This is a genomic window from Luteibacter sp. P1_D3 (genome assembly GCF_056406135.1).
In genome coordinates this window covers 52,969-79,295 of sequence record NZ_JBFUAT010000004.1, presented here as the reverse complement: position 1 = coordinate 79,295, position 26,327 = coordinate 52,969, and the positions used below count along the sequence as shown (strand labels likewise).

Sequence of the window (26,327 nt, the reverse complement as noted above, 5' to 3'; positions counted from 1 at the left end):
CCCCACGTCGCGTAGACATCCGCGCGCCAACAATCCCGCGCCCACCCCTTCAACCCTACCCAAGGAAGCGCCCATGGCCAGCCGCGACTGGATCGACATCGAATCGTTCGAGGCGATCGACGACACCGAGCAGTTCGACCGGCCGGACATCCCGCGCGTGGAAGCGGTACTCAGTGGCGCCCCCGAGCGCGACTGGCAGCAATTCTTCATCGTCCGCGCCCGCGGGCTCGAGCAGACCCACCCGGGCCTGAAAATGGAAATCCTGGCCGATCGGCTCGGCTTCCACACCCGCGCGACCAACGTCGAGGAAACCTGCCGGCTCGTCCACGAGGCGGTCCAGGGCACCAACCAGGACTTCGCCGCGCAGCGGGCCGCCGAAGAGCAGCGTATCGCGGACCGGAACCAGGAAGTCCGCGAGCTGATGACCCGGGTCAAGACCATCAACGCCGAGTGGCCGCCGCAGGAGCCGGCCGGCTGACACGCCGACACCCCAAAGAAAGCCCGGGAGGGATAGACTCCCTCCCATGAACCCCAAGCCGTCATCCGCGCCGTCCGCCCTGGTCTTCGACCGGGCGAGCATGGTTGCCGAGACGGTGGCAATGGTGCTCGAAGACGCCGGCTACGAGACCCGGGCGACGGTGACCTACCGCGATGCCCGTAAGGCTTTCCAGGAGATGGACGAACTCGTCCTGATGGTGGTGCATGCCGACATTCCCGGCGAGCGGCGCGGCCGGGAACTGCTCAACGCCGCGCTTCGCGATCGCCCGGACACGGCCATCGTGATCGTATCCAGCCGCCTGCCGGAGGATCTCGAGCCGGCGCCGCGCTCGGCCGTGTTCCTGGTCAAGCCCTTCGATCGCGAACAGCTGCTCGATGCGGTCGAGCGGGCACGTCAGTCGCGACCGGTGTCCTGACCGGCGCGTACACGCCGTCGGCATGATCGCCGCCTTAGTCTCGCCATCATGTGCGGACGCTACGCAACCTACGGCCCGGTCAGTGTGTCTCGCGAAGCCCGCGAGGTGCTCGAACGCCTCGAGCTGGACCTCATCAGCGAGATCAACCAGCGCGACGATCACTTCAATATCGCGCCGACGCAACGCGCCCTCGTGGTGACGCATGAAGATGCCGCATTGCACGTGGGGGCGTATCGATGGGGTCTGATACCTTCCTGGGCGAAAGACGCCGGCATCGGCGCGAAGCTGATCAACGCCCGCCGCGAGGGCATTGCTGCGAAACCCGCCTTCCGCGCCGCCATGCGTCGGCGCCGCTGCCTGGTTCCCGCGTCCGGATACTACGAGTGGCAGGGCGAGAAAGGCCACAAGCAGCCGTACTTCGTGCGGCCACCCGACGGCAGCCTCATGGTCTTCGCGGGGTTGTGGGAAACCTGGCGCGATGCGGACGACAAACCGCTGCGCACGTACGCCATCATCACCGGCGAGCCCGGCAAGGTGGGCGGTGACATCCATGACCGTCAACCGGTCATTCTCGCACCGGCATCCTGGGAAGACTGGCTGTTCGCCGATGTCGACAAGGCCGTGGCAGCGATCGACGCGGCGAACGAGCCGGACCTCGTCTACTACCCGGTGACCAAGGCCGTCAGCTCGCCGAAAAACAACGGCCCCGAACTGGTCGAGCCCATCGAGCTGAGTGACTGAGGCGACGCGCCGGGCGATCAGCGGCCGGAGATCGCTTCGTCACGGGATGAGACGGAAAAACGCCATCTGTTCGGACAGGCCCTGCGCCAGCTCCAGCGAAGTGCGACTCGCGGCGCTCGCCTCTTCCGCGAGCGCCGCGTTCCGCTGGGTGGCGTCGTCCAGCGCGGAGACCGCTTGCACGACCTGATCGACACCGGAGGCCTGCTCGTTCGAGGCCGCGGCGATCTCGCCGATGATGGTCGCGACACGTGCGGTGCCCAGGTGAATGTCCTCCAGCGAACGCCCTGTGGAGCGCACCAGGTCCGCACCGGCTGTCACGCTTTCACCCGTCTCCGCGGCGAGCTTGCGAATGTCGCGCGAGGACGTCGCACTACGCTGCGCAAGGCGCCGGACCTCGGCCGCAACGACGGCGAAACCCAACCCGTGATCGCCTGCGCGTGCCGCTTCCACGGCGGCGTTCAAGGCAAGGAGATTGGTCTGGAAGGCGATTTCGTCGATCAGTCCGGCGATATCCGAAATGCTGCCCGTCGCCGCCTGGATGCGTTGCATGCCCTCCTCCGCCGACCGCGCCACCTCAGCCGCGCGCCTGGCATCCGTATGAAGATCGCGGGTCATCGTCGACGCGACGCGAGCGCCTTCGGAATTCTGCCGGACCGACGCCGCCATCTGCTCCATGGACGCGGCGGTTTCCTCGAGTGAGGCCGCCTGCGACTGGGTGCGTTGCGACAGGTCGTCGACGCCCTGCGAGATCTCCGCGGCCGCCTGCGACACACTTCTCGCCCCCTGGCGGACCTGATCGACCACCGAGGCCAGCGTCCTGTCCATGGCGCCGAGGGAGCGCAACGTATCGCTCAGCTCGTCGTCGCCGCTGACTTCCAGGCGATGATTCAACGCACCCTGGCTGATCTCGGAGGCGAGTCTGCTCGCCACCCGCAGCGGTGCCATGACCGAACGGAGCAGCAGCCAGCCGGCGATGCACAACACGATGAGCCCCGCTGCGGTGATCAGCAGGCTGGTCACGATGGCGCGGTTATGACGGCCCTGGGCAGCGGCGAACTGGTCGCCCGCGGCCTTCTCGTTCAGCGTCACGTTACGCAGGATGGCGGCGCTCTCGCGGTCGAACGCCGCGGCGAGGTCGTGCAGGGCAAGCTCGCTCGCTTCCTTGTGCTTGCCATCACGGAGCAAGCCAAGCGACTGGGTCATCAGCGGACTCACGGCGCGCCGCGCGTCCTCGAACTCGTGCGCCGCGCTTTCCTCATCGGCCGAACGCAGGCTTTCGCCGCGATAGGACTGCCAACGCGTGTCGATATCGTGGTCCAGCGTGCCAATGAGGCGCGATGCGCCTTCAGCGGCATCCGTGGTCGCGAACAGCAGCGCACGACTGACGGCACCGCGCTGGGTCGCAATCGCCGCGCGAATATGCCCCACCTGCGCCACGGGCAGCAGGTTGCGGTGGAAGGTGGTGTCCAGATCCCCGAAGGTGGCGTTCAGGGCCATCAGGCCCACACCGCCCAGCGCCAATGCGATGACAAAGCCGACACTCATGGCGGCGAAAATCTTGCGTCCTACCGTAAATCGCATCGTGCGTTTCTTCCGAGAAAAGGTGATGGGCTATCGGCCCATCGCCTTCTTCGTTTAGCCATATCAGCTATGCACGTTTTGCAGGGCTACTACTTCGGACGAACCGTCTTGAACGACGTCCGGATCTCGGAAACGAACTCGTCCGGCTGCTCCCAGGCGGCGAAGTGGCCGCCCTTGGGCAAGGTGTTGAAGTGGATGAGCTTGGGGAACGCCTTCACCGCCCAGCTCTTTGGTGCCGCATAGATTTCATCCGGGAACACGCTCACCGCCACCGGAATGGTGACGTGCTTGGGTTCGAAGAACGCCAGCTTGTTCTCCCAATACAGCCGGGCCGAGGACACTGCCGTATGCGTCAGCCAGTACAGCGTGACGTTGTCGAGAATGTCGTCGCGCGAGAGACCTTCGGGCGTGCCGTCGAACACGCGGGTGATCAAGGCATAGCTTCGCGCATCGTGATCGAGCATCCAGGCCGCCAGGCCGACCGGCGAGTCTTCGAGTCCATAAAGCGTTTGTGGCCGATTCGTCATCTCCTGGGCGTAACCCAGGCCATGCTTGTAGAACGTGTCGAGCATCTCGTACGCGTTCTTTTCGTCGGGTGCCAGGCCCGCGGGCGCGGGAGCGCCGGCCGCAAGATCCTTGGCGATATCGTCGGGCACGGTCGCGGGCATGTTGGTGTGGATCGCGAGCAGCTCCGGCGGTGCCTGCACGGCCATCTGTTCGGTCACCGCATCACCCCAGTCGCCGCCCTGCGCCACGAAGTGCTTGTAGCCGAGACGCTTCATCAGGATGGTCCAGGCGCGTGCGATGTGCTGGGGATCCCAGCCCACGACGGTCGGTTTGCCCGAGAAGCCGTAGCCCGGCAGCGATGGTACGACCACGTCGAAGGCGTCCGACGCCTTGCCGCCGTGGGCTGTTGGGTTCGCCAGCGGATCGATGACCTTCATCTGCTCGATGATCGAGCCCGGCCAGCCGTGCGTGATGATGATCGGCAAGGCGTTCTTGTTCTTCGAGCGCACGTGGATGAAGTGGATGTCCACGCCATCGATCGTGGTCACGAATTGCGGAAGCGCGTTAAGGCGATCCTCGACCTTTCGCCAGTCGTAACCGGACTGCCAGTAGTCGGCCAGTTTGCGTAACGTGGCGATCTGCACGCCTTGCGTCGCATCCGGCACAAGCTCCGGGCTCGGCCAGCTGGTGGCAGCGATACGCCGGCGCAGGTCCTGGAGCGCCTCGTCGGAGAAGTGGATCTTCGGAAAGGGGCGAATCGACGTATCGTCGGCCTGCGGTGCCGCCTGAACAGGTGACACACCGGCAGCGTGGCTGGGTGTCGGCAGGACGGTACACATGGCGCCGGCGATGACCGCGGCGGTCAGGAACTGCAAACGCGTGGAGCGCATGAATTGTGACGCCATGACCATACCCCTTCGTTGACGAACCCATCGGCCGTTGAAACGTTCAGGCAGCGTCCCCGATAGGCAAATCACCGTCTTGGAAGCGCCCCCGTCGGTTTGAACGTGACGATCTTGCGACGCCCACTCATACCTGCGGATGATTGTCGCGACGAAAAAAACGGCGCTAGAGTGGAGAGCGGGGGGCCGCTGTGGAGGTATCCCATGAAGATTCTGATGGTGCTCACGTCGCACGACACGTTGGGAAACACGGGACGCAAGACCGGCTTCTGGCTCGAGGAATTCGCCGCGCCTTATTACGTGTTCACGGATGCCGGCGTGTCGGTCACGGTCGCATCGCCCAAGGGCGGCCAGCCGCCCATCGATCCGAAGAGCGACGAGCCGGACAACCAGACGCCGGCGCAGACGCGCTTCAAGGCCGATCCCGCCGCACTCAAGGTTCTCGCCGACACGGTGAAGCTGGACAGCGTCGCCGAGAAGGACTTCGATACGATTTTCTATTCGGGCGGCCACGGGCCGATGTGGGATCTCGCCGAAGACCCGGTATCCATCGCGCTGATCGAAGCCTTCTACAACGCGGACAAGCCGGTCGCCACGGTATGTCACGCACCCGGCGTATTGCACCACGTGAAGTACAAGGGCGAATCCATCGTCAAGGGAAAGCGGGTGACCGGCTTTACCAACGACGAGGAAGAGGCGGTGGGCCTGATCAAGGTCGTCCCCTTCCTGGTCGAAGACGAATTACAGCGGCTGGGTGGCAAGTTCGAGAAGGTCGCCAACTGGGAGCCCTTCACGATCACCGACGGCCACCTGATCACCGGGCAGAACCCGGCCTCGTCGACCGTGACCGCCAAGGCGCTGCTCGCCTTGATGGCCACGTTGCAGAAAGCCTGACTGCGCGAGGGTCAGGCCGTGAGGCTGACGGACGCTTCCGTCGTCAGCGACAGGAAGGTAAAGGTCTCCTGCAGGTACAGGCGGACTTCCTTCGCGTCGTGCGAGTCGTAGCCGATGGAAACGTCCTGGCCGAGGTGCATCTCGAAGTCGCCACCGCGCGTCGTGGTCAGCACGCCACCCTCGATCGCAGGTGCCCAGACGATGCCGCCGTCGAGCATCGCGTGCAGCTCGCGGAAAACGGGGTAGCCTTCATCGGTGGCCCCGTTGAGGTCGGCGTACGCCTTGGCGCCGATCGCCAGCCGGTAGGGGCCGTTCACGCCGGCGAGGCGCAGTGCATTGAGGGCCTGCGCGACCGCCACCGGATAGGCCGTCAGGTCCGCTGGCAGGGCAATCGACGCGTTGCTGGAGGTGTTGCGGATACCGGCGATGCCGGCGGCGGCATAGCCATCGAAGACAGCGCGATCTTCGGCGAAGGCCAGCTGCCTGGCGGCATCCTTCAACGGCTGAAGATCCGGATCGTTCGAGCCGCGTGCCACGTCGTCCAGATCCTGGCGCGACAGTGCAAACGGCACACGCAGTTCGACCATCGCGGCGACCTGGCGCTGCCGCGCCTGGATGCCGTCGTGGGGCGTGTCGATCGTGCGCGTGTGACCCGTGCCGACGCCGGCATAGTCGTAGCCCCGGGGACCGACGACATCGACGATGCGTCGCGCCGCCATGTATTCCTTCAGCGTACGTGTCGCTTCGTCTTCGATCTGCTCCCAGGCGCCGCCGCTGATGGGTGCGAGTTCGCGAAAAAGATTATTCATGCGTGTTCTCCGTCTTTAGCGAACCGATACCGAGTGAACCATCCGATGCGCGTGGCTTGTTGTCTTGTCCGTTCGCGTCGCGTTGTCCGGCGGCCTGCGCGACCGGTGCATCCGGGATACCGTCGAGGAAGGTCGCCGAGGGTACGAAGAACAGGCTGCCGGTGACTGCCGTGCTGAAGTCGAGCAGGCGATCGTAGTTGCCGGGCGGCTTGCCGACGAACATGTTGGTGAGCATCTGTTCCGTGCGCGCCGGCGATCGTGCGTAACCGATGAAATAGGTACCGAACTCGCCCTTGCCCACTTCGCCGAACGGCATATTGTCGCGCACGATGTCCAGTTCGACACCGTCTTCGACGATGGAGGTGAGCACGTTGTGCGCGTAGGACGGCTTGACCGCATCGTCCAGCTCGATGTTGGTCTGCTTCTGCCGGCCGATGATGCGTTCCTGCGCCTCGACGGGCACGGCGTTCCAGCGCTTGAGGTCGTGCAGGTACTTCTGCACGATCACGTAGCTACCGCCGATGAAGTCGGCATCTTCGTCACCGATGACGGCCGCCTCGATGGCGTCGGCATCCTGTGGATTCTCCGTGCCGTCGACGAAGCCGATCAGGTCGCGGTCGTCGAAATACTTGAACCCGTGCACCTCGTCGAGCGCGATAACTGCATCGCCAAGACGCGACATCACCTGCGTGGCGAACTCGAAGCAGAGATCCTCACGGGTGGCACGGATGTGCAGCAGGATGTCGCCCGGCGTCGACACCGCACGGTGCACGCCGTTGATTTCCCTGAAGGTGTGCAGTTCCACGGGACGTGGACCGGCAAACAGGCGATCCCAGGCTTCCGAGCCGAAGCCCAGGACGCAGCTCAGCCGGCCGTCGAGGTCGCGAAAACCGACCGCGCGAAGCAGCCCGGCCAGGTCGCCGCAGAGCGAGCGGACGGCTTCTTCGGCGCTACTGCCCGGATTGACCTTGAGGACGAGGAAGATGGCCGAGCGCGTAAGCGTGGCGACGACGGGTTGCGCAACGACGGTAGCCACGAAGGGCTCCTTTCCACGGAAGGGCATAAGGCCGTCATTCTCGTCCTAGCTCGTACCGACAGACAAGACTTTGCGCCGGCAGCAGGGTAGTTTCGACCAAAGTCCGTCACTTCCTTCTTCCCCGGAGCATACCCATGAGTCACCTGCCGCCCTTCGATTACCTGACCTCGTCCGCACGCTGGTTCGGCACGGAAGGCGCGAAGCTCAACCAGACCGCACGACGCGTGCTCGAACACGCGACCCGGCGGACCGCTGTCACCGAAGACATCAACCAGCGCATCGATGCCAAGACCACGTACGGTCAACGCCTGGCGGACAAGGTCGCGGCCTTCGGCGGCTCGTGGACCTTCATCATCGTCTTCGTCGCCATCCTGGTGGCGTGGGTGGTCTTGAACAGCCTGCTGCTCGGTCGCTCGGCCGTCGACCCCTACCCATACATCTTCCTCAACCTGATGCTGTCCATGCTCGCCGCCTTCCAGGCCCCCGTGATCATGATGAGCCAGAACCGCCAGTCCTCGAAGGACCGCGAGATGGCCGCTTACGATTACGAAGTGAACCTCAAGGCCGAGGTAGAGATCCTGGCCCTGCACGAAAAGCTCGATGCGTTGCGCAACGAGCAGGTCATGCAGCTACTGGCCCAGCAGCAGGCCCAGATCGACCTGCTTACGCGCCTGGTCAAGGAAGGCGGTAAGTAAGCCGAGTCAGCCATCCATTTCCTCGCACGCCTGGAGCATGGCACCAGGATGCGTCTGGTCGCAGGGCCGGTTGGGAATCACCGGCTCGGTCTTCGGTGCCAGGCGGGTGACGATGTCCGCGCCGGCACTCAAGGTCTTGCCGACGGGACAGCGGTCCGCCATGTCGAGCAGGCGCGCCGCTTGTGCCTCGTCGAGCGAGCCTTCGATGTAAAGCGCGCGCTCGAAGGTATCGCGCCCGGTGATCGCGTCCCGTCGATGCGTCACCGACACCTGGACATCGGTCAGGGCAAGACCCTTGCGCCGCGCATACAGGCCCAGGGTCATCGCCGTGCAGGCGCCCAGGGCGGCACTGAGCAGGTCATACGGTGTCGGCCCCGAGGCAAGGCCGCCCATCGCCAGCGGCTCGTCGACGAAGAACGAAGGACCCTGTGCGTTCACCCGCACCTGGAAGTCACCCTGCCCGGTGGGCTGGACGATGACGGGCTGCGATGTCATGGATGCCACTCCTTTACGATGCCGAGCCGATCGCTTCGAGCCACAGCGCCACGGCGAAAGCGCCGGGATCCGCGTGACCCAGCGTGCGATCGCCGAGATAGGACGAGCGGCCCAGTCGTGGCCGCATCTGCCGGGTCGCTTCGACGCCGGCCTGCGCCGCGTCGATCGCCGCCCGAAGGATGGCAGGCGCTGCGTCGCCGCGCGCGATCGCGGCATCCATCGCGTCGGCCGCGGGGATCATGGCATCGAGCATGGTGCGGTCACCCGCCTTGCCGCCACCCAGGGTCTGCACGCCTTCGATGCCCGCGCGGAAGGCCGCCGCCCAGGCGGCCGGCGAGTCGACCTCGTCGCGCTCGGCGAGATGGCTTGCGCCACGCACCACGAAGGCGGCGTACAGCGGCCCCGACGTGCCCCCGAGTTCACGACGCAGGATCGAGGCGAGCGCATGCAACGCAGCGGCGGGATGCGCGGTGTCGAGGTCGGGAAGCGCCGCGTCGACCGCTCGCGCACCACGCGTCAGGCTCAGGCCGATGTCGCCATCGCCGACGACGGAATCCAGTTCGGTCAAGGTGTGTTCCGCCTTCTGCAACGCAGCGGACACGGCGCGGAGCGACGCGATGAAGCGCGCCGGGCGCTCGGACAGCTTCCAGGCCGGCCCCGCCGGCAACGCGGCCTGCGTGGCCGTGCGTGCCTCGACGCTCGGTGCCGTCGTGACCGGATGCGTCGGAGCGCTCCAGGCACCGGCAGTCGCGGGCGCGAGCAGCCGCTCGCTGCGGCCGGCGTCCAGGCGCATCACGCTCAGCGAACAGCCCGGCATTTCCAGCGCGGTGAGGAAGGTGCCAACCTGCACCATCGCCACCTCGACCTTCGCCGCGGCCAGCCGCATGAGCGCGTGACGGGCGACGATGGCCAGTTCCTGCACGGCGGTGCCGCCGAGGTTGTTGACCAGCAGCGCGACGCGTTCGCCGGCCTGGAGCTTGCCGCGTTCCAGCAACCGATCGAGCAAGGTATCGAGCATCGCATCGGCCGTGGCGATCGGACCGCGCTTTGCGCCGCGCTCGCCGTGGATGCCCAGGCCGTACTCGACTTCGGTGTCGGAGAGTTCGAAGCCGGGTGTGCCGGCGGCGGGCACGATGCACGCGCCCAGTCCCAGGCCCATGCTGAAGACGGCATCGATGGCGCCCTGCGCTTCCCGCTTGACCTCGGCCAGCGAAAGGCCCGCCTCGGCGGCGGCGCCGGCCACTTTGTGCACGAGCACCGTACCGGCGATACCGCGCCGGCCGACCGCGCCATCGTCGGTATCCAGCGCGACATCGTCGCCCACCACCACCAGGTCCACGGTCACGCCGGCGGCGCGCGCGAGTTCCGCGGCCAGGCCGAAGTTGAGCCGGTCGCCGGTGTAGTTCTTGACGATGAGCAGGACGCCGCCCGGACCGGCCACGGCGAGGATGGTCGCGAGGACGGCGTCGACGCTGGGCGAGGTGAAGACTTCACCCACCACGGCGGCGGTGAGCATGCCCTGTCCGATGTAGCCCGCATGCGCGGGCTCATGACCGGCGCCGCCGCCGGAGATGAGGGCCACCTTGCCCGAGGCCGCATGCTGCGCATGGTCGCGGCGCAGCACGACGTTATGACCGGCGATGCGAGTGAGACGGTCGTCGGCGAGCACGAGGCCTTCGACCATCTCGCTGACGACCTGGAGCGGATCGTTGATGAGTTTCTTCACGTATCGTTCCTCGAGGCAGGTGGACGAACGCGCCTGGCCGGGGCCGGGCTAGTGCCGGGAGTCTCGCATAGATTCATTCGGCCGGCGCCGACCACCCAGGTTTCATCCATTGATTCCAGGCAGGCAACACAGTCATTCCGTCAGCGGCACTTTCTTGCGCGCGTCGCTTGAAATAAAACGTCGAAGGTCATCCACCGTCCGCAGAAGGGAGTTCCATGAAGAGCATCGGGTATCGCACATTCCTGTTCGGCATCGCCGTCTCCGCCGCCGCAACCCTGTTCGGCAATGCCGTCACGCCTGCGCACGCTCAAGGCACCACGGCGAGCATGTTCGGCCAGGGTCCGGCCGGTGGCCTGGTGACCGCCAAGAGCACCACGGGCGCACAGCGCCACGCCACCATTGGCGACAACGGCCGTTACAGGATCAACCCGGTCCCCGTGGGCACCTATACCGTCACCCTCGAGAAAGACGGCAAGGTCCTCGATACCCGCAAGAACATTCCGCTGACGGTCGGCAAGGGCGCGGAGATCGACTTCGCCTGCGAGAACGACAAGTGCGCGGCCGATAGCTGATCGCTTCCACCCCGCACGTTCGGCAGGACCGCCCGGCCATCGGGCGGCCCTGACCTGAAGTTGCAACATTCGGCCCCTAGGCTCCCGGCATCACCCAGGAGCCGACGTGTCTGCCGAGACCCCACCGAGCTGGGCGCGGCTGCTGGCCGACAAGGGGCCTACCCTCGCCAACTATTTCCTCCGCCGCGTCGCCCATCGCTGGGATGCGCAGGACCTCGTGCAGGAGGTCTACCTTCGCCTGCTACGATCCGGCAATGCAGGCGCCGGCGCGGTGCGCAACCCCGAGGCGTACCTGTTCACCGTGGCCGCCAACCTGGTCAAGGAGCACGCGCAGATGCAGCAGCGCGCTCCGATCAGCAGCGAGGGCCTCGAGGAAGTCATCGAGCGGCTTGCCACGCCGTGCCATGCCGGTGCCGATGTCGATCGCGCGCTGCGCCGCCAGCGGCTGGCCACGCTGATCGGCCGCCTTTCACCCAAGTGCCGCGCCGTGCTGGTGATGCACTATCGCGACGACCTCTCCTACAAGGAGATCGGCGAACAGCTTTCGATCTCGCCGAACATGGTCAAGAAATACATCGTCAAGGGATTGGCCGCGTGTCGGCAAGGAATGGCACGTTATGAATGACCTGCGCCTCATCGAAGAAGCGGCGAGCTGGTATCTCGACATGCAGGAGTCGCCCGACGATCGCACGCGGGCACGGTTCCTGGACTGGCTCCGGCATTCGCCGCAGCACGTGGCCGAATACATGGCGATGGCCCAGATGCATGGCGACCTGCGCGCAGCGACGGTGGCGGAGACGATGTCGCTGGGGGAGTTGCAGGCGCTTGCGGCGAGTGAGAGTTCGGTGGTGCTGCTGCGGGGGGGAGTGGGTGGCGAGCACCCTTCGCCGATTAATCGGCTCCCACGAGGGGCATCGCCGATGAATCGGCTCCTGCCAGAAGCAGCGACGGCAGCCGCAGCCAGCTCCGGCAGGAGCCGATGTATCGGCGATCCCTCGCCAATGGAAGCATCGTGGCCCATGGAGGCGGAGGCTTTCGGTAGGAGCCGATTCATCGGCGATCCCAGGCCGCGACACCCCCGGGCCAGCACCTGGCGCTGGGCAGCCGCCGCGGCGATGGTCCTCCTGGTATCCGGTGGCATCACTGCAGCCTGGCCATCCCCGGAAGCTCCGGGCATCCGCTACGCCGCCGGCATCGATGTCCGCGAGGTCACGCTCGACGACGACACCGTGGTGCAGCTTTCACCGCAGAGCGCCATGCTCGTTCGTTTCGACGCCGATGCACGTCATATCGAGCTGCTGCAAGGCCATGCCTCCTTCGATATCGGCAAGGACCCTGCGCGCCCCATGAAGGTCACGGTGGGTCGTCAGCAGATCGACGACATCGGCACCGTGTTCGACGTGGAACGCAGCGACGAGGCCGCACAGGTCACCGTCGTCAGCGGGCAGGTGTCGGTATGGAACCTACCCTCGCCATGGCTTGCGAAAGCCCGTGCACGCCTCACCGGCACGACCGCACCACGTGACCGCATCGTCGATCTTCGCGGCGGCGAATCGGCCCGCGTGGACGAGGACGGCCGTCTCACCGCCCGCGGCCAGGCGAGCGTTGCGGCCGCGACGCAGTGGCTCCCTGCCGATATCCGCTTCCACGACGCTACGGTGGCCGAGGTGGCTCGTCGCTTCAATGCGTATGCGACGCGACCGCTGGTCGTCGACGATCCGGAACTCGCGAGCAAGCGTATCAGCGGCGTGTTCCATGCGCGCGATTCGGAGGCCTTCATCGCCTATATCGGCAGCCTGCCCCATGTGCGCATCGACCGTCGTGCCGATCACGTTCGTTTTGTCACCACGGGCAACGCGTCCCGGCTGTAAGAAAAAATTCATCGAATGAGCGGTACCCGACCGGCCGCGCCGGGACTCTTAGATGGGGTCGGACAGCGATGACTGTCCTCCGTGATCCCCCCTCCAAGGTATGTGACGCCATGCGATCTTCGCTCGCCCTCTGCATCGCCCTCGCCATCGCGGGCATCACCGTCGTGCCCACGGATGCCCACGCCACTACACAGCCCATCGAGGCCATGCCGCTGGCACAGGCGCTCGACCGCTTCGCGCACGATGCCGGCTGGCAGGTGGTCTACGGCACCGACGTGCCTGACGGCCTGCGTAGCCACGCCGCGCCCGGCGGCATGCCGGCGGCCGCGCAGCTGACCGCCTTGCTGGCCGGCACGGGCATGACCTACCGCTTCGTGACGCCCACCACGGTGACGATCGTGCCGGGAAACGTCGGGGCCGGCCCGACGCCGGCAGCCGCGCCACTCCCGTCGATCGACACCCGTGACGAGGCACAGAAACTGGCTCCGGTGAGCGTCCATGCGAATGCCGTGGATACGCTGGCACCGAGCGCCGCGCCGCTCGACGCGACCCAGCCCACCTCGGTGATCGATGAGCGTTTCATTCGCGACGGCCTGCGCTTCAACGCCAACTTCGACGACATCATCAAATACGCACCCAGCGTGACGGTGACCTCGCCCGAAGGTCCCGGCCTGGGCAAGAACGAAGGCATCAGCATCCGCGGCTTCCAGGATGGTCAGTTCAACATCACCTTCGACGGTATTCCGTTCGGCGACGCCAGCGACTTACACCACACGACCTCGGCGTACTTCAACAACCACGTGCTCGGCCAGGCGGAAATCGATCGCGGCCCGGGCGGCGGCAGCACGCTGGGTAATGCCACGTTCGGCGGTACGGTGGCGCTGCGTTCGCGCGAGCCTTCGGACGAGCCCGGCATCACGCCCTACCTCACGCTGGGTAGCTGGAACACGCGCGCCGGCGGCGTGACCGCCGATGAGACGGTCGGCAACACGCGCATCTTCGCCGATGTCTCCAAGGAGTCGAGCGATACCTACCTGCAGGGTACCGACGACAAACGCGATCACGTCTTCATCAAGACGATCAGCCAGCTGGGCGACGTCACCAGCCTCACCTTCGTGACCAGCTACAACCGGGAACACCAGAACACCGTGCAGGGCGCGACCAAGGACGAGATCGATCGCTACGGCTGGCGTTTCGGGCTGGGCGACGATCCGACCCTGCAGAACTACAAGGGCGCCAACAACGCGGCCTACTATTCCAGCTTCACGTATGTCGGATTGACCAGCCAGGTCGCCGGCTGGGACGTCGACGACAAGGTCTACCTCAATACGTTCGACCATTGGGCGCGCAAGACCTCGGACGCCTCGGACATCGACCCGGCCGATAACGGCGTCACGTTCTACAACGACAAGGGCAAGAAGGTCTCGACCGCGAAGACCGACCTGCCGGGCAAGCTCTCGGACTCCGGCTTCCACGCCTTCGGCAATGTGCTTCGGCTCGGTCGCGATCTCGGCGATGGTACCCTGCTTACCGGCATCTGGCTCGAGCGCAGCCTGGATGCGCGCTACCAGTATCCGGTCGACCTGACGACCGGGGCGAAGACGGGCACGAAGTACGGACCGGTCGACAACTACCAGCTCGACGATCGCACCGACACGGTACAGCCCTACCTGCAGTACGACTGGAAGGTCACGGACGCCATCACCGTGAGCCCGGGTGTGCGCTATTCGGAAGTCACGCGCAGCATCGACGCGCCGCTCAACAAGGTCTCGCCGCCGGTGCCGCTCAGCGCCGAGGCCACCTACCATGCCGCCCTGCCCTCGATCAGCGTGCACGACCGTCTCAGTGACACGTGGAGCGCCTATGCCCAGGCGGCTGAGGGATTCCTCGCCCCGCCCATCGACGTGATCCAGGTCAATGGTTCGCACAGCCTGCAGCCGGAAAAGACCAGGAACTTCCAGTTGGGCACGGCGTTCGCCTCGAGCAAGCTCACCTTCGGCGCCGACGTCTACTACATCGACTTCTCGAACTTCATCACCGAGACCCAGGTCGCCACGGACAACGGTAACGAGGACACCTTCGTCAACGGCGGCGGTGCCATCTACAAGGGTGCCGAAGTCGAGGCGACGTTCGCCCTGACACGCGCGTTGAGCGTGTACGGCAATGCCAGCTACAACAAGGCGACCTACAAGAACAGCAGCGTGCAGGTGGCGGGTACGCCCAAGGTCACGGCAGCCCTGGGCTTGCTGTATAGCAATACCAACGGCTACTTCGGCTCGCTGATGGGCAAGTTCCTCGGCCACCAGTACGGCCTCGACAACACGACCGACGCCGCCGGCAACGTCCAGTTCCTCAACGACCAGCGCATCGCCGGCTACATGAGCGTCGACGCCGCCGCCGGCTACCGTACCGACAAAGGCCCGGCGGGAACGAAGGGCTACTCGATCAGCGTCGACGTGAACAACGTCTTCAACGTGCACAAGTTCACCGGCTACGCGGGCACCCAGGCGGTGAGCGGCGATCCGCTCTACTTCGGCCTGCCCGGCCGCGGCATCTTCCTCGACCTCTCGGTGAAGCTATGAAAACCGCGATCGCCCTGCTCGCCTCGCTGGTCGCGACAGCGGCAGCACCGTTCCCAGCGGTTGCCGCGCCGAGCGCGACGGCCGCCCCGACCGTGACGACACTCGACATCGTGCTGATGCGTCACGGCGTGCGCTCGCCGACCAAACCCGCGACCGCGTACGCCGCCTACGCCATCGGCGACTGGCCGACGTGGCCGGTCGAACCGGGGATGCTCACAACGCATGGTCATGCGGGCATGACGGCCATGGGCGGCCGTCTCCGACGCCTGCTGCTCGACGATGGCGTGGTGACCACGGCCTGCCCCGGGTCCGACACACTCGTGGTGATCGGGGACACCACGCCACGGAATCGCGAAAGCGCAGGCGCACTACTCGAGGGGGTCACCCCGGGCTGTGCCGGGTCGTTCCTTTCCACCGAGGGCGACGCGAACAATCCGCTGTTCCATTTCATGAAGGATGCCGTCACTGGCAAGCCGGACGACGAGGACAACGACAGCAGCGCCCCGGCCCCGCCGGCGCCCGCGGCGCTGGCCGAGCTGCAGGAGGTCTTGCTCGGATGCACGCCCACGACGTGCGAAGGGATGGCAGGCCGGGAGCAAAAGAAGCTGCTTCTCGATGATCCTGCCCACGTGGCGAAAGCCATGAAGCTCGCCGGCACCTTCAGCGAGAACCTCATGCTTGCCTACGTGGAAGGCATGCCGATGAAGGCCGTCGCCTTCGGTCGCGCGGATGCCGGCGTGCTTGGTCGCCTGATCACGCTGCACAACGCGCAGTTCGCGGCGACGAAGAAAGCCATGCCCGCGGCGGCCAACGCCGGTTCCAACCTCGTCGCGCACATCGTTGCCAGCCTGGACGCCGCGCGCGGTGCGACACCGGACGTTGCGCCACTCTCGACCTCCCCTCGCGGCGCCGTCGTGCTGGTCGGGCACGACACCAATCTCGCCAACGTGGCCGGCGTGCTCGGCCTGGACTGGCATGATTCGCAAGTCCCCGACGATTATCCGCCCGGCGGAGCGCTCGTCTTCAGCCTGGTGCAGCGTGGCGACACCTATGTCATCCGTATTCGCAGCCTGATGCCGTCGATGGCGTCTCTCCGCACCAATCGCTTCGATAAGGTCATCGCGAAGCCCGTTCGCGTACAGGGCTGCCGGACCATCGGCGAATGCACCGTCGACGAATTCGACGCCCTGGCACGCAAGGGCATCGACCCCACGCGCGTGGCGTCATCGTTGCCGACGATGGTCGCCACTCAGGGCGAGAACAGGAAGTAGACGAAGCAGACGAAGACCGTCAGATGCACCGCACCTTGCAACAGGTGCGTCCTGGCGCTCGAAAACGTCAACAGGGAAAGCACCAGCGTCAGCACAAAGAGGATCAGGTCGGTGTGTTCGAGCCCGAGGATGACCGGATGATGGGTCATCTGGCCGATCAACAGGATGGCCGGGATGGTCAGCCCGATCGTGGAAAGCACCGAACCGAGGAAGATGTTCACCGCGCGCTGCAGGTCGTTACGGCTTGCCGCGCGAATCGCGCCCATGCCTTCGGGCAGGGCAACCAGGATCGCCATCGCGAGACCGCCCATGGCGGCCGGCGCATTCAGCGTCTCGACCACGTAATCGACAGGGATGGCGAGCTGGTCGACAAGAAACACCACGGGAATCATGTACGCGATCAGCAGCACCGCGGAGGCAACGGGCCCATGGCGAGCCGGCTTTGCCGGGTCGCCATGACGGGCCGTGGACGCATCCGTGGTGAAGTAGCCCTTCAGGCGCTTCGTCTGCAGGCCAAGGAAGGTGGCGTACAGGGTGAGCATGACTACCACGAGAAACATCTGGTGGGCGAACGGTAACGGCGCACCCTCCGCCACATGGGTGAACCTCGGCAGCACGAGGCCGAGCACACCCAGCGGGATGATCAGCCCAAGATAGGCGTTCGCGCCCTGCAGGTTGTAAGCCTGCTCGCGGTGCTTCCAGCCACCCCATAGCAGTGACAGGCCGACCATACCGTTAAGCACGATCATGGTCACCGAGAACAAGGTGTCTCGGGCCAGCGTCGGATTGTTCGCGCCGTGCAGCATGACCGCCGAGATGCTCATGATCTCGATCGACGTCACCGCGATGGTCAGCACGAGCGTGCCGATCGGTTCACCCAGATAGTGGGCGAGACGCTCCGCATGCCTCAGCACGGCGAGCGCGGAGCCCAGGATGACGACGAACAGCCAGATGAAGACCACGATCAGCCAGGATCGTGACTCGAGACCGGCGAGGAGCGTGTCGTGCATGCCGAGGAACACGGCGCAGGTCGCCACGGTGACGACCAGGAACCACTCCTTTCGCGCAAACGCGACTGGTGTGCTCATGCATGCTCCACGAAGGACGGCAGGCGGACCCTGCCCTAACCGTGCCCGACGTCGCGCCGGTTGGCAAGCACGCCCAGTAGAACTACCTAGCCGCGGATAGTGGTCCTACGCTCGCCGGGCGCACGCCGTCTGGACGACGATGCTAGCTCCGACAGGAGCCTTCCCATGCGCAAGCCGACCTTCTTCCTGATCCCGGCCCTCGGCCTCGCACTGGCCATGCCGCTTGCTGTCCATGCGCAGCCACAGACACCGGCACGCGCGTCCAGCGCCCCGGCGGGAGCACTCGAGCTGGTGCGCGAGCAGGAAGTCCAGACCGCCACCGTGGTCGCCATCGACAAGCAGAGCCGCTTCGTCACCCTGCGTGAGGGCAAGGGCGACAAGCACGAGTTCACCATCGAGGCAGGCCCTGAAGTACGTAACTTCGACCAGCTGAAGGTCGGCGACGTGGTGATCGCCACTTACCAGGCGGCCGCCGCGCTGGAGCTGCTCCCGGCGGGAAGCGCCTCGACCGGCGTCGTGACGAGCAGCGACGCGGCCCGGGCACCCAAGGGCACGCTGCCGGGCGCTGCCGCGCAACAATCGATCTCGATCACCAGCAAGCTCACTGCGATCGACCTGAAAAAGCACACGGTGACGTTGCAGGGTCCCGACGGCAAGCAGCGCCTGATCGAAGTGAAGGACCCGGAACGCCAGGCCCGCATGACGAAGCTACGGGTCGGCGACCTGGTCCGTATCACGTATGTGGAAGCCGTCGCGATCGACGTGACACCGAAACCTCGCTGAACCGGTGACGAGCCTCAGCGTGCTGCCGGCGTGCTGCCTGCGATAGGGCCACCCGTGTCGCCGATCAGCGACACGGCATCGAGCAGGCGCTGCTCGCGAACATCGAGCGCGTTCTGCTGGGTGCTGTACAGCGTGGTCTGCGCCGTAACGGCCGTGGTGTAGTCGACCGTGCCGGCCTTGTACTCATTGAACGCGATCTCCGAACCCCGCGTCGCGTCGCTCACGGCGGCGTCCAGGACCTCGGCCTGCTGGGCGAGGATCCGGATGCCGGCGAGGTCGTCCTCGACGTTCTGCAGCGCGGTGAGCACCGTGCCGCGGTAGTTCGCCACGGCGGATTCGTAGGAAGCCTGTGCCGCTGCCACCTGGCCATGGCGCGCGCCGGCATCGAAGATCGTCTCACTCACGTCGGCACCCAGCGACCAGACGTGGTTGGCCACGTGCAGCAGCCCGGCAAGCGGTGACTGCGAAAACCCGTCCGCACCGGACAGCGTGATGTCCGGATAGTAGGCCGCTATCGCGACGCCGATCGCGGCGTTCTGCGCAGCCATCTCGCGCTCGGCCACGGCGATGTCCGGACGCCGCTGCAACAGCGTAGCGGGCATGCCGGCCGGGACGGACGGCAAGGTCGGCAAAGCAGTGCTATGCGGGATATCCAGTTCCTCCGGTGTCTTGCCAACCAGGACAGCGATCGCATGCGCATACCGGGCCCGCGACACGCCCAGCGCGATCAGGCTCGACTGCGCGTTCTCCAGCTGCGTGCGCGCCGTGATGACGTCCGACGGCGGTGTGATCCCGGCCTTGCCCTGGTTGCCGACCACGCGCAGGAATTCCTTGTACGCATCGACCGTGCGAGAGAGCAGATCGATATTGGCATCGGTCACGCGCAGGTCAATCACCGCCGTGGCCAGGGCTACCTGTTCGGTCAATGTCGCGTTGGCGAGTGTGGCCGCACTGGCCTCGGCGGTGGCCTTGTTCTCTTCGACGGTACGGCGCGTCTTGCCCCAGAAGTCCGGCGCCCAGCTCACGCTGCCTTCGAGCGAACCCGCGGTACGTATGCCTGGGTTGACCGACACGGTATTGCCAGTCCCGTTGCTCGCACTACGCTGCTTGGTCGCGGACCCGGTGATGCCGATGGTCGGGAACAAGGCGCTACGCGCGATCTGCACCTCGGCCAGGGCTTCCTGGTAATTCGCGTAGCTCTGGCGCACAGTCTGGTTGGAGACCGACACCATCGGTTCGAGCTGGTCGAGCAGCGGATCGTGGAACACGGCCCACCAGTCGCCCTTCGGCGCCGCATCGTCCGGTTGCGCCTTGAGCCAGCCCGGCGTTTCCTTATAGGCGACCGGCAACGTCACCTCCGGCTTCTTGTAATCGGGGCCGACCATGCAACCGTGCAGCAACCACGCGATCGAGGCGACGAGTAAGGTTCGGGTAGTCTTCATAGGGGAGTGCTCGCGTCGATGTGGTTCCATGGCAGGCGGTCGTTCCACCGTGCCAGCCTGGCGCGGAAACCGTCCAGGTAGAGATAGATCACCGGCGTGGTGTACAGCGTGACGACCTGGCTGAGGATCAGCCCGCCCATCACGGTGATGCCGAGTGGCTGGCGCAACGACGCGCCCTGCCCGATACCGATGGCCAGGGGCACGGCGCCGAGCACGGCAGCCGCCGTGGTCATCATGATCGGGCGCAGGCGTATCACCGCCGCGTTGTGGATCGCTTCACGCGCATCGAGCCCTTCGTCGCGCTGCAGATGGATCGCCACATCGATCATCATGATCGCGTTCTTCTTCACGATGCCGATCAGCAGGATGATGCCGATCATGGCGATGACCGAGAACGGCGTGCCGAAGATCAGCAGCGCGAGCGTCGCGCCGATGCCCGCCGATGGCAGGGTCGACAGGATCGTCAGCGGGTGCACGGTGTTTTCGTAGAGGATGCCCAGCACGATATACACCGCGACCAGCGCGGCAATGATCAGCAAGGGCATCGTCGACATCGACTGGCCGTAGACCTGTGCCGCGCCGGCGAAGCTGCCGTGCACGGACGCTGGCAGGCCGATCTGCTGCGATACCTGGGCGATGATGCCCGACGCCTGGCTGAGCGAACCGCCCGGCGGCAGGTTGAACGAGATCGTCGCGGCGACCAGCCCGTCCTGGTGGCTGACCTGGGTGGCCGTGTGGTTGCTTACGTAACTGGCGATCGCGGGGAATGGCACCAGGGTCTCGGCCGCCGTGCTGTCCGCGCTGCCGCTGGAACCGCCGCCCTTGGCGTTGGAAATCGCGTTGGTCAGCAGGTTCGCCTCGGCATCGGCGTTCTTCGCATTGGTCGACGTCGAGGTGCCTGATGTCGTACTGGACACGGTCGTCGCCGTGACACCCTTCACCAGCGAGCTCGACATCTGCGTCTGCTGTGTTCCGCTGGCATTGCCTGCCGACGTGCTGAAACGCATGCGCTCGAGCATCTGCGGGTATTGCCAGTACGACGGCGCGACTTCCATCACGACGTAGTACTGGTTGAGCTCGTTATAGACCGTCGACACGGTGCGTTGCCCGAAGGCGTCGTACAACCCGGTATCGATCTGGTTGGGGGCGAAGCCGTAGCGTGCCGCCGTCGCACGGTCGAAGTTCACGTAGATCTGCAGGCCATGCTGTTGCAGGTCCGAATTGACGTCGGAAAGCCGCTCCTTGCTCAGGGCAGCGACCAACTTGGGCACCCAGGTGAACAAGGTATCGGGATCGTCGCTGGTGAGCGTGTACTGGTATTCCGCGGCCGACTGACGGCCACCGATGCGCAGGTCCTGCGCGGCCTGCAGCAGCAGCCTGGCGCCCGATACCGCATTGAGCTTCGGCCGTAACCGGTCGACGACCTGCGCCGCGGATATCTTGCGCTCCGCCAACGGTTTCAGTTCGATGAAGACGTTGGCGGTATTCAGCGCACGGCCACCGGTGAAACCGGCGACGGATGCCACCGCCGGATCCTTCTGCACGATCGCCTGCAGCTGGGCGAGTTTCTTCTCCATCGCCTGGAAGGAGATGCTCTGGTCCGCGATGATCTGCCCCTGCAGGATGCCGTTGTCCTGTTCCGGGAAGAACGTCGACGGCACGAAGCGGATCAGGAACACGTTGAGCACGATCAGACCAATCAGGACCAGCCCGACCAGTAGCCGATGATCCAGCGCCGTCGCCAGCGATCGGTCGTAACCCTGCTTGAAGCGCTCGAACTGGCGCTCCGACCAGGCGGCCACGCGCCCCTGCTCCCTGGCCGGGCCACGCGAGCGAAGCACGAAGGCGGCCATCGTCGGCGTGACCGTCAGCGAAATCACCAGCGAGAGCAGGATCGCGATCGACAACGTCACGGCGAATTCGTGGAACAGCAGGCCGACGATGCCTGGCATCAACAGGATGGGCAGGAAGACCGCGATCAGCGAGACGCTCATGGAGATCACGGTGAAGCTGACCTCGGCGCTGCCACGCAACGCGGCCTCGCGTACATCCATGCCCTCGTCGACGTGGCGCACGATGTTCTCGAGCACCACCACGGCATCGTCGACGACGAAGCCGGTGCCGATGGTGAGCGCCATCAACGACAGGTTGTCCAGGCTGTAACCGAGCAGGTACATCGGGCCGAACGTGCCAATGATGGACAGCGGCAAGGCAACCGCCGGGACCAGCACGGCCCGCGGCGATTGCAGGAAGATGAAGACCACGCCGATGACCAGGAGCACGGAGATGAACAGCGTCCGCTCCGTATCGTCCACCGCGGCGTTCACCGACTGCGACCGATCCACCGCGATACCGACATGCACATCGTGCGGCAAGGTCGCTTCGACATTGGGCAGCACCTTGCGGATCTGGCCCACCGTCTTGACGATGTTGCTGCCCGGCAATGGGTAGACGATGACGAGCACCGCGTCCTTGCCGTTATATAGGCCGGCGTTGCGCAGGTTCTCCGCCGAGTCCTTGACCTCGGCGACATCGCGCAGGAACACCGGGGAACCCTGGCGATACGCCACCACGATGTCGCGGTACGGCGCCGCCTTGCTGATCTGATCGTTGGAGAGCACCTCGAAACGCTGGTCGCCCTGGTCGATATGGCCCTTGGCACTGTTGGCATTCGCCGAGCTGAGCGCCGCGCGTACGTCCTCCAGGCCGATGCCGTAGCTGTTGAGCTGATCGGGCTGCAATTCCACGCGCACCGAAGGCAAGGCGCTGCCGCCCAGGGTGATCTGGCCGACGCCATCCACCTGCGACAGCTGCTGCTGGAGGATGGAATTGGCCGAATCGTAGAGCTGGGCGCGTGTCAGCGTGGCCGAGGTGAGCGCGAGCACCATGATCGGCGCATCGGACGGGTTGTATTGCCGGTACGTGGGGTTGTTGCGCAGGGTGCTGGGCAGGTCGGCGCGTGCCGCCTGGATCGCCGCCTGGACGTCGCGCGCCGCGCCGTTGATGTCCCGCCCCAGGCCGAACTGGATCACCACCTGGGCCGAGCCGACCGAGCTGGACGAGGTCAGCTCGGAGACATCGGCGATCGCGCTCAACCGTCGCTCCAGCGGCGCCGCCACGGTCGAGGCCATGATGTCCGGGCTCGCACCCGCCATGCTCGCCTGCACCACGATGACCGGGAAGGTCACGTTGGGCAGCGGCGCCACCGGCAGGTTGAAATAGCCCAGTGCACCGGAAAGCAGGATGGCGACGGCGAGCAAGGTGGTCGCCACCGGCCGCCGGATGAACAGGCCCGGGATACTCATGACTCGTGACCGATCAGCTTCTGCTCGGGCTTCGGCCGGAAGCGCAACGCCAGCCGGTCGAAGAACAGGTAGATCACCGGCGTGGTGAACAGGGTCAACAACTGGCTCAACGCCAGGCCGCCGATGATCGCCAGGCCGAGCGGCCGGCGCAGCTCGGAACCGGTGCCGTTACCCACCAGCATCGGCAAGGCGCCGAGCATCGCCGCCAGCGTCGTCATCAGGATGGGGCGGAAGCGCAGCAACGACGCCTCGAAGATGGCTTCCGCAGGCGGCTTGCCGTGTTCACGCTCGGCTTCCAGCGCGAAGTCCACGATCATGATCGCGTTCTTCTTCACGATGCCGATCAACAACACGATACCGATGATGCCGATCACGTCCAGGTCGTGGCCGGCGACCATCAGCGCCAGCAAGGCGCCGATGCCGGCCGACGGCAAGGTCGACAGAATGGTCAGCGGATGAACAAAGCTCTCGTACAGCACGCCGAGCACGATATAGACCGCGACGAGCGCGGCGATCAGCAGGTAGACCTCGCTGGAGAGCGAATCCTGGAAGGCCTGCGCAGCGCCCTGGAACGACGAGGTGACCGACGCCGGCAGGTGCACCGCCTGCTCCGCCGCGGTGATCTCCTTCACCGCCGAACTCAGCGAGGCGCCTGCGGTGAGGTTGAACGACACGGTCACGGCGGGGAACTGCGCGAGGTGACTGACTACCAATGGCGACTTCACGATCTGGATCGCGGCGATACCCTTCAGCGGCACTTGCCCGCTGCTGCCGGTCTGGCTGGGCAGGTAGATGTCGCCCAGCGACGCCACGGTCGGCAGGCTTTCCGGCTTGGCCACGAGGATCACCCGGTACTGGCCCGACTGCTCGAAGATGGTCGAGACGATGCGTTGTCCCAGCGCGTCATAGAGGGCGTTGTCGATCGTCGCCGGGGTGATGCCGTAGCGCGCGGCGAGCTGGCGGTTCACCTCCACGTTCACCGCCAGGCCGTCGTTGTTCAGGTCGCTGGTGACATCGGTGATCGAGTCGATCTTGTGCATGCGCTCGATCAGGGCCGGCACGTACTTGCCCAGTTCCTGCACGGAGGAACCGCGCAGGACGAACTGGTACTGGTTCGGCGACACCGTCGTATCCAGCGTCAGATCCTGCTCCGGCTGGACGAACAGGCGGATGCCGGATACGTTCGCCGTCTCGCGCTGCAGGTTGCGAGCGATTTCGGCGGCGCTGGACGAACGATCGTCCTTGGCCTTGAGGCCGATCAGGAAGCGGCCGTTGTTGAGTGTCTTGTTGGTGCCGTCGATGCCGACATACGAAGTCAGGCCCGTCACGTCCGGGTCCTTCAGGATCGCATCGGCCAACTCGGCCTGGCGCTTGACCATCGCACTGTAGGACACCGAGTTGTCCGCGACGCTGATGCCCTCGACCGCGCCCACGTCCTGGGTCGGGAACAGACCCTTGGGAATGACGACGTAAAGCACGACGGTCAACGCGACCGTCACCAGGAAGACGATCAGGGTGAGTGTCTGCCGGGCCATGACGAAGCGCAGGCCACGCTCATAAGCCGCCAGCGTCTTGTCGAACAGGCCCTCGCTGATCCGCTCGAAGCGACTCGGATGCCGTTCCGCCTGCGCACGCAGGATGCGCGCACACAGCATGGGCACGAGGGTGAGCGAGACGATGCCCGAGATGACGATGGTCACCGCCAGGGTCACCGCGAACTCGTTGAACAGCCGGCCGATGACACCGCCCATGAAGAGCAGCGGGATCAACACGGCGATCAGCGAGACGGTCAGCGACACGATGGTGAAGCCGATCTGCCCTGCCCCTTCGAGCGCGGCCTCGAGCGGCGGCATGCCCTCCTCGAGGTAACGCACGATATTCTCGATCATCACGATGGAGTCATCGACCACGAAGCCCGTGGCGATGATCAGGGCCATCAGCGAGAGGTTGTCGATCGAGTAGCCCAGCTCGTACATCGCGGCCAGCGTGCCGATCAGCGAGACCGGCACCGAGATACTGGGGATGATCGTCGCCGGGATGTTGCGCAGGAAGACGAAGATCACCAGCACGACGAGCACGATGGCAAGACCGAGTTCGAAGGCTGCGTCCGAGACGGACGAGCGGATCACGCCCGTGCTGTCGGAGACGACTTCGACCTTCATGCCTGCCGGCAAGGTGGATTCCAGCTGCGGGAGCTTCGCCTTGATCTGGTCGACCGTGGCGATCACGTTCGCGCCGGGCTGTCGCTGTACGTTGAGCACGATGGCCTGGGTCTTGCCGAACCAGGCGCCCTGCTCCGTGTTCTGCGCGGACTGGGTGACCCGCGCGATATCGCGCAGGTAGACGGGCGCGCTGTTCTGGTACGACACCACCGTCGCCAGGTAATCCTTCGGATCGCGGATCTGGTCGTTACCGTTGATGGTGTAGTCGAGTTCGGGTCCGTCGAAATTGCCCTTGGGCTGGCTGACGTTGACGTTGGCCAGCAGCGAACGCAGGTCGTCGATGTTGAGACCGTACGCGGCCAGCTTCTTCGGATCTGCCTCGACCCGAATAGCGGGAACGTTGCCGCCGGCAGGCACGACCAGGCCGACACCCGGCACTTCGGCGATCTTCGAGCCGAGGCGGTTGTTGGCGACATCCTCCAGCTGCGGCAACGACATCGAGGCCGAAGTAACCGCCAGGGTGAGGATCGGCAGGTCGGCCGGATTGACCTTGGCGTAGGTCGGCGGCGCCGGAAGCCCTGCAGGCAGCAGGCTGTTCGCGGCGTTGATCGCTTCCTGGACGTTCTGCYCCGCCACGTCGAGGCTGAGCGAGAGATCGAACTGCAGGGTGATGACCGACGCGCCGGCGGAGCTGTTCGAGGTCATCTGCTGGAGTCCGGGAATTTCACCCAGCTGCACTTCCAGCGGCGCCGTCACCGTGTTCGCCATCACCGACGGGCTGGCACCGGGATAGAACGTCTGCACCTGGATGACCGGATAGTCGACCGCGGGCAGCGAAGACACCGGCAGGAAACGCACGGCCACGAGGCCGACGAGGACGAGCGCGAGCATCAGGAGCGCGGTGGCTACCGGCCTGAGTACGAACAAGCGGGAAATATTCATCGGATCGCG

General features: G+C 65.5%; 21 protein-coding genes. 11 read left to right on the top strand and 10 right to left on the bottom strand.

What is annotated here, in order from left to right:
• The first annotated feature begins 73 nt into the window (after window positions 1–73).
• Genes AC1DYM_RS04550 through AC1DYM_RS04540 form a run of 3 tightly spaced genes read left to right on the top strand, consistent with a single transcriptional unit; the run spans window position 74 to window position 1,655 of the window.
• A complete protein-coding gene (locus AC1DYM_RS04550) occupies window positions 74–478 on the top strand; it encodes a hypothetical protein (RefSeq protein ID WP_477336371.1) in 405 nt (134 codons plus the stop codon).
• Window positions 479–524: 46 nt separating this feature from the next.
• A complete protein-coding gene (locus AC1DYM_RS04545) occupies window positions 525–914 on the top strand; it encodes a hypothetical protein (RefSeq protein ID WP_477336369.1) in 390 nt (129 codons plus the stop codon).
• A 48-nt stretch (window positions 915–962) separates the two neighbouring features.
• The gene (locus tag AC1DYM_RS04540; RefSeq protein WP_477336367.1) at window positions 963–1,655 is read left to right on the top strand and encodes an SOS response-associated peptidase; all 693 of its coding nucleotides are present in this window, start codon (window positions 963–965) and stop codon (window positions 1,653–1,655) included.
• Window positions 1,656–1,694: 39 nt separating this feature from the next.
• Here the strand turns inward: AC1DYM_RS04540 and AC1DYM_RS04535 are convergent, their stop codons facing one another.
• Together AC1DYM_RS04535 and AC1DYM_RS04530 are read right to left on the bottom strand one after the other, a co-directional pair.
• Window positions 1,695–3,236 (bottom strand): methyl-accepting chemotaxis protein, encoded by a 1,542-nt coding sequence (locus AC1DYM_RS04535; protein WP_477336365.1) that lies wholly within the window; start codon window positions 3,234–3,236, stop codon window positions 1,695–1,697.
• An 89-nt stretch (window positions 3,237–3,325) separates the two neighbouring features.
• Window positions 3,326–4,648 carry an epoxide hydrolase family protein gene (locus AC1DYM_RS04530; RefSeq protein WP_477336363.1) on the bottom strand — a complete coding sequence of 441 codons (1,323 nt, stop codon included), beginning with the start codon at window positions 4,646–4,648 and terminating at the stop codon, window positions 3,326–3,328.
• Between the two features lie 201 nt (window positions 4,649–4,849).
• Here AC1DYM_RS04530 and AC1DYM_RS04525 point away from each other — a divergent pair, with 201 nt between their 5' ends.
• A complete protein-coding gene (locus AC1DYM_RS04525) occupies window positions 4,850–5,539 on the top strand; it encodes a type 1 glutamine amidotransferase domain-containing protein (RefSeq protein ID WP_477336361.1) in 690 nt (229 codons plus the stop codon).
• Between the two features lie 11 nt (window positions 5,540–5,550).
• Here the strand turns inward: AC1DYM_RS04525 and AC1DYM_RS04520 are convergent, their stop codons facing one another.
• On the bottom strand, window positions 5,551–6,348 hold the full coding sequence (locus AC1DYM_RS04520; RefSeq protein WP_477336359.1) for a family 1 encapsulin nanocompartment shell protein: 798 nt from the start codon (window positions 6,346–6,348) through the stop codon (window positions 5,551–5,553).
• Window positions 6,341–7,384, bottom strand: coding sequence for a Dyp-type peroxidase (locus AC1DYM_RS04515; RefSeq protein WP_477336357.1), 1,044 nt, complete (start codon window positions 7,382–7,384; stop codon window positions 6,341–6,343). The genes AC1DYM_RS04520 and AC1DYM_RS04515 overlap by 8 nt, the downstream gene beginning before the upstream one ends.
• Before the next feature lie 134 nt (window positions 7,385–7,518).
• On the opposite strand from AC1DYM_RS04515, the gene AC1DYM_RS04510 reads away from it, so the two are divergent.
• Window positions 7,519–8,079, top strand: a complete 561-nt coding sequence (locus AC1DYM_RS04510) for a DUF1003 domain-containing protein (RefSeq protein WP_477336355.1) — start codon at window positions 7,519–7,521, stop codon at window positions 8,077–8,079.
• A 6-nt stretch (window positions 8,080–8,085) separates the two neighbouring features.
• On the opposite strand, the gene AC1DYM_RS04505 is transcribed toward AC1DYM_RS04510, so the two are convergent.
• Both AC1DYM_RS04505 and dhaL read right to left on the bottom strand, forming a co-directional pair.
• Window positions 8,086–8,574, bottom strand: coding sequence for an OsmC family protein (locus tag AC1DYM_RS04505; RefSeq protein WP_477336353.1), 489 nt, complete (start codon window positions 8,572–8,574; stop codon window positions 8,086–8,088).
• A gap of 13 nt (window positions 8,575–8,587) precedes the next feature.
• Window positions 8,588–10,300: a dihydroxyacetone kinase subunit DhaL gene (gene dhaL, locus AC1DYM_RS04500; protein ID WP_477336351.1), complete on the bottom strand. Its 1,713-nt coding sequence runs from the start codon at window positions 10,298–10,300 to the stop codon at window positions 8,588–8,590.
• 215 nt (window positions 10,301–10,515) lie between these two features.
• On the opposite strand from dhaL, the gene AC1DYM_RS04495 reads away from it, so the two are divergent.
• The 5 genes from AC1DYM_RS04495 (at window position 10,516) to AC1DYM_RS04475 (ending at window position 16,596) form a co-directional block, all read left to right on the top strand.
• Window positions 10,516–10,872, top strand: a complete 357-nt coding sequence (locus AC1DYM_RS04495; protein ID WP_477336349.1) for a carboxypeptidase-like regulatory domain-containing protein — start codon at window positions 10,516–10,518, stop codon at window positions 10,870–10,872.
• A 106-nt stretch (window positions 10,873–10,978) separates the two neighbouring features.
• Entirely contained in the window at window positions 10,979–11,497 is a 519-nt protein-coding gene (locus AC1DYM_RS04490) for an RNA polymerase sigma factor (RefSeq protein ID WP_477336347.1), read from the top strand.
• Complete coding sequence (locus AC1DYM_RS04485; RefSeq protein ID WP_477336345.1) at window positions 11,490–12,743, top strand: FecR family protein; 1,254 nt, start codon at window positions 11,490–11,492, stop codon at window positions 12,741–12,743. Before AC1DYM_RS04490 ends, AC1DYM_RS04485 begins: the two co-directional genes overlap by 8 nt.
• 110 nt (window positions 12,744–12,853) lie before the next feature.
• Window positions 12,854–15,325 carry a TonB-dependent receptor gene (locus AC1DYM_RS04480; protein ID WP_477336343.1) on the top strand — a complete coding sequence of 824 codons (2,472 nt, stop codon included), beginning with the start codon at window positions 12,854–12,856 and terminating at the stop codon, window positions 15,323–15,325.
• Complete coding sequence (locus tag AC1DYM_RS04475; protein ID WP_477336341.1) at window positions 15,322–16,596, top strand: histidine phosphatase family protein; 1,275 nt, start codon at window positions 15,322–15,324, stop codon at window positions 16,594–16,596. The genes AC1DYM_RS04480 and AC1DYM_RS04475 overlap by 4 nt, the downstream gene beginning before the upstream one ends.
• On the opposite strand, the gene AC1DYM_RS04470 is transcribed toward AC1DYM_RS04475, so the two are convergent.
• The gene (locus AC1DYM_RS04470) at window positions 16,575–17,684 is read right to left on the bottom strand and encodes a calcium:cation antiporter (protein WP_477336339.1); all 1,110 of its coding nucleotides are present in this window, start codon (window positions 17,682–17,684) and stop codon (window positions 16,575–16,577) included. The two genes, AC1DYM_RS04475 and AC1DYM_RS04470, sit on opposite strands and share 22 nt — an antisense overlap.
• A gap of 165 nt (window positions 17,685–17,849) precedes the next feature.
• On the opposite strand from AC1DYM_RS04470, the gene AC1DYM_RS04465 reads away from it, so the two are divergent.
• Window positions 17,850–18,467 carry a hypothetical protein gene (locus AC1DYM_RS04465; protein WP_477336337.1) on the top strand — a complete coding sequence of 206 codons (618 nt, stop codon included), beginning with the start codon at window positions 17,850–17,852 and terminating at the stop codon, window positions 18,465–18,467.
• Between the two features lie 14 nt (window positions 18,468–18,481).
• Here the strand turns inward: AC1DYM_RS04465 and AC1DYM_RS04460 are convergent, their stop codons facing one another.
• From AC1DYM_RS04460 to AC1DYM_RS04450, 3 genes are read right to left on the bottom strand one after another with little or no spacing between them, the layout of a single operon-like run.
• On the bottom strand, window positions 18,482–19,909 hold the full coding sequence (locus tag AC1DYM_RS04460; protein ID WP_477336335.1) for an efflux transporter outer membrane subunit: 1,428 nt from the start codon (window positions 19,907–19,909) through the stop codon (window positions 18,482–18,484).
• Window positions 19,906–23,214: an efflux RND transporter permease subunit gene (locus AC1DYM_RS04455; RefSeq protein ID WP_477336333.1), complete on the bottom strand. Its 3,309-nt coding sequence runs from the start codon at window positions 23,212–23,214 to the stop codon at window positions 19,906–19,908. Before AC1DYM_RS04455 ends, AC1DYM_RS04460 begins: the two co-directional genes overlap by 4 nt.
• Window positions 23,211–26,318 (bottom strand): efflux RND transporter permease subunit, encoded by a 3,108-nt coding sequence (locus AC1DYM_RS04450; protein WP_477336331.1) that lies wholly within the window; start codon window positions 26,316–26,318, stop codon window positions 23,211–23,213. Before AC1DYM_RS04450 ends, AC1DYM_RS04455 begins: the two co-directional genes overlap by 4 nt.
• Between the last annotated feature and the right edge of the window lie 9 nt (window positions 26,319–26,327).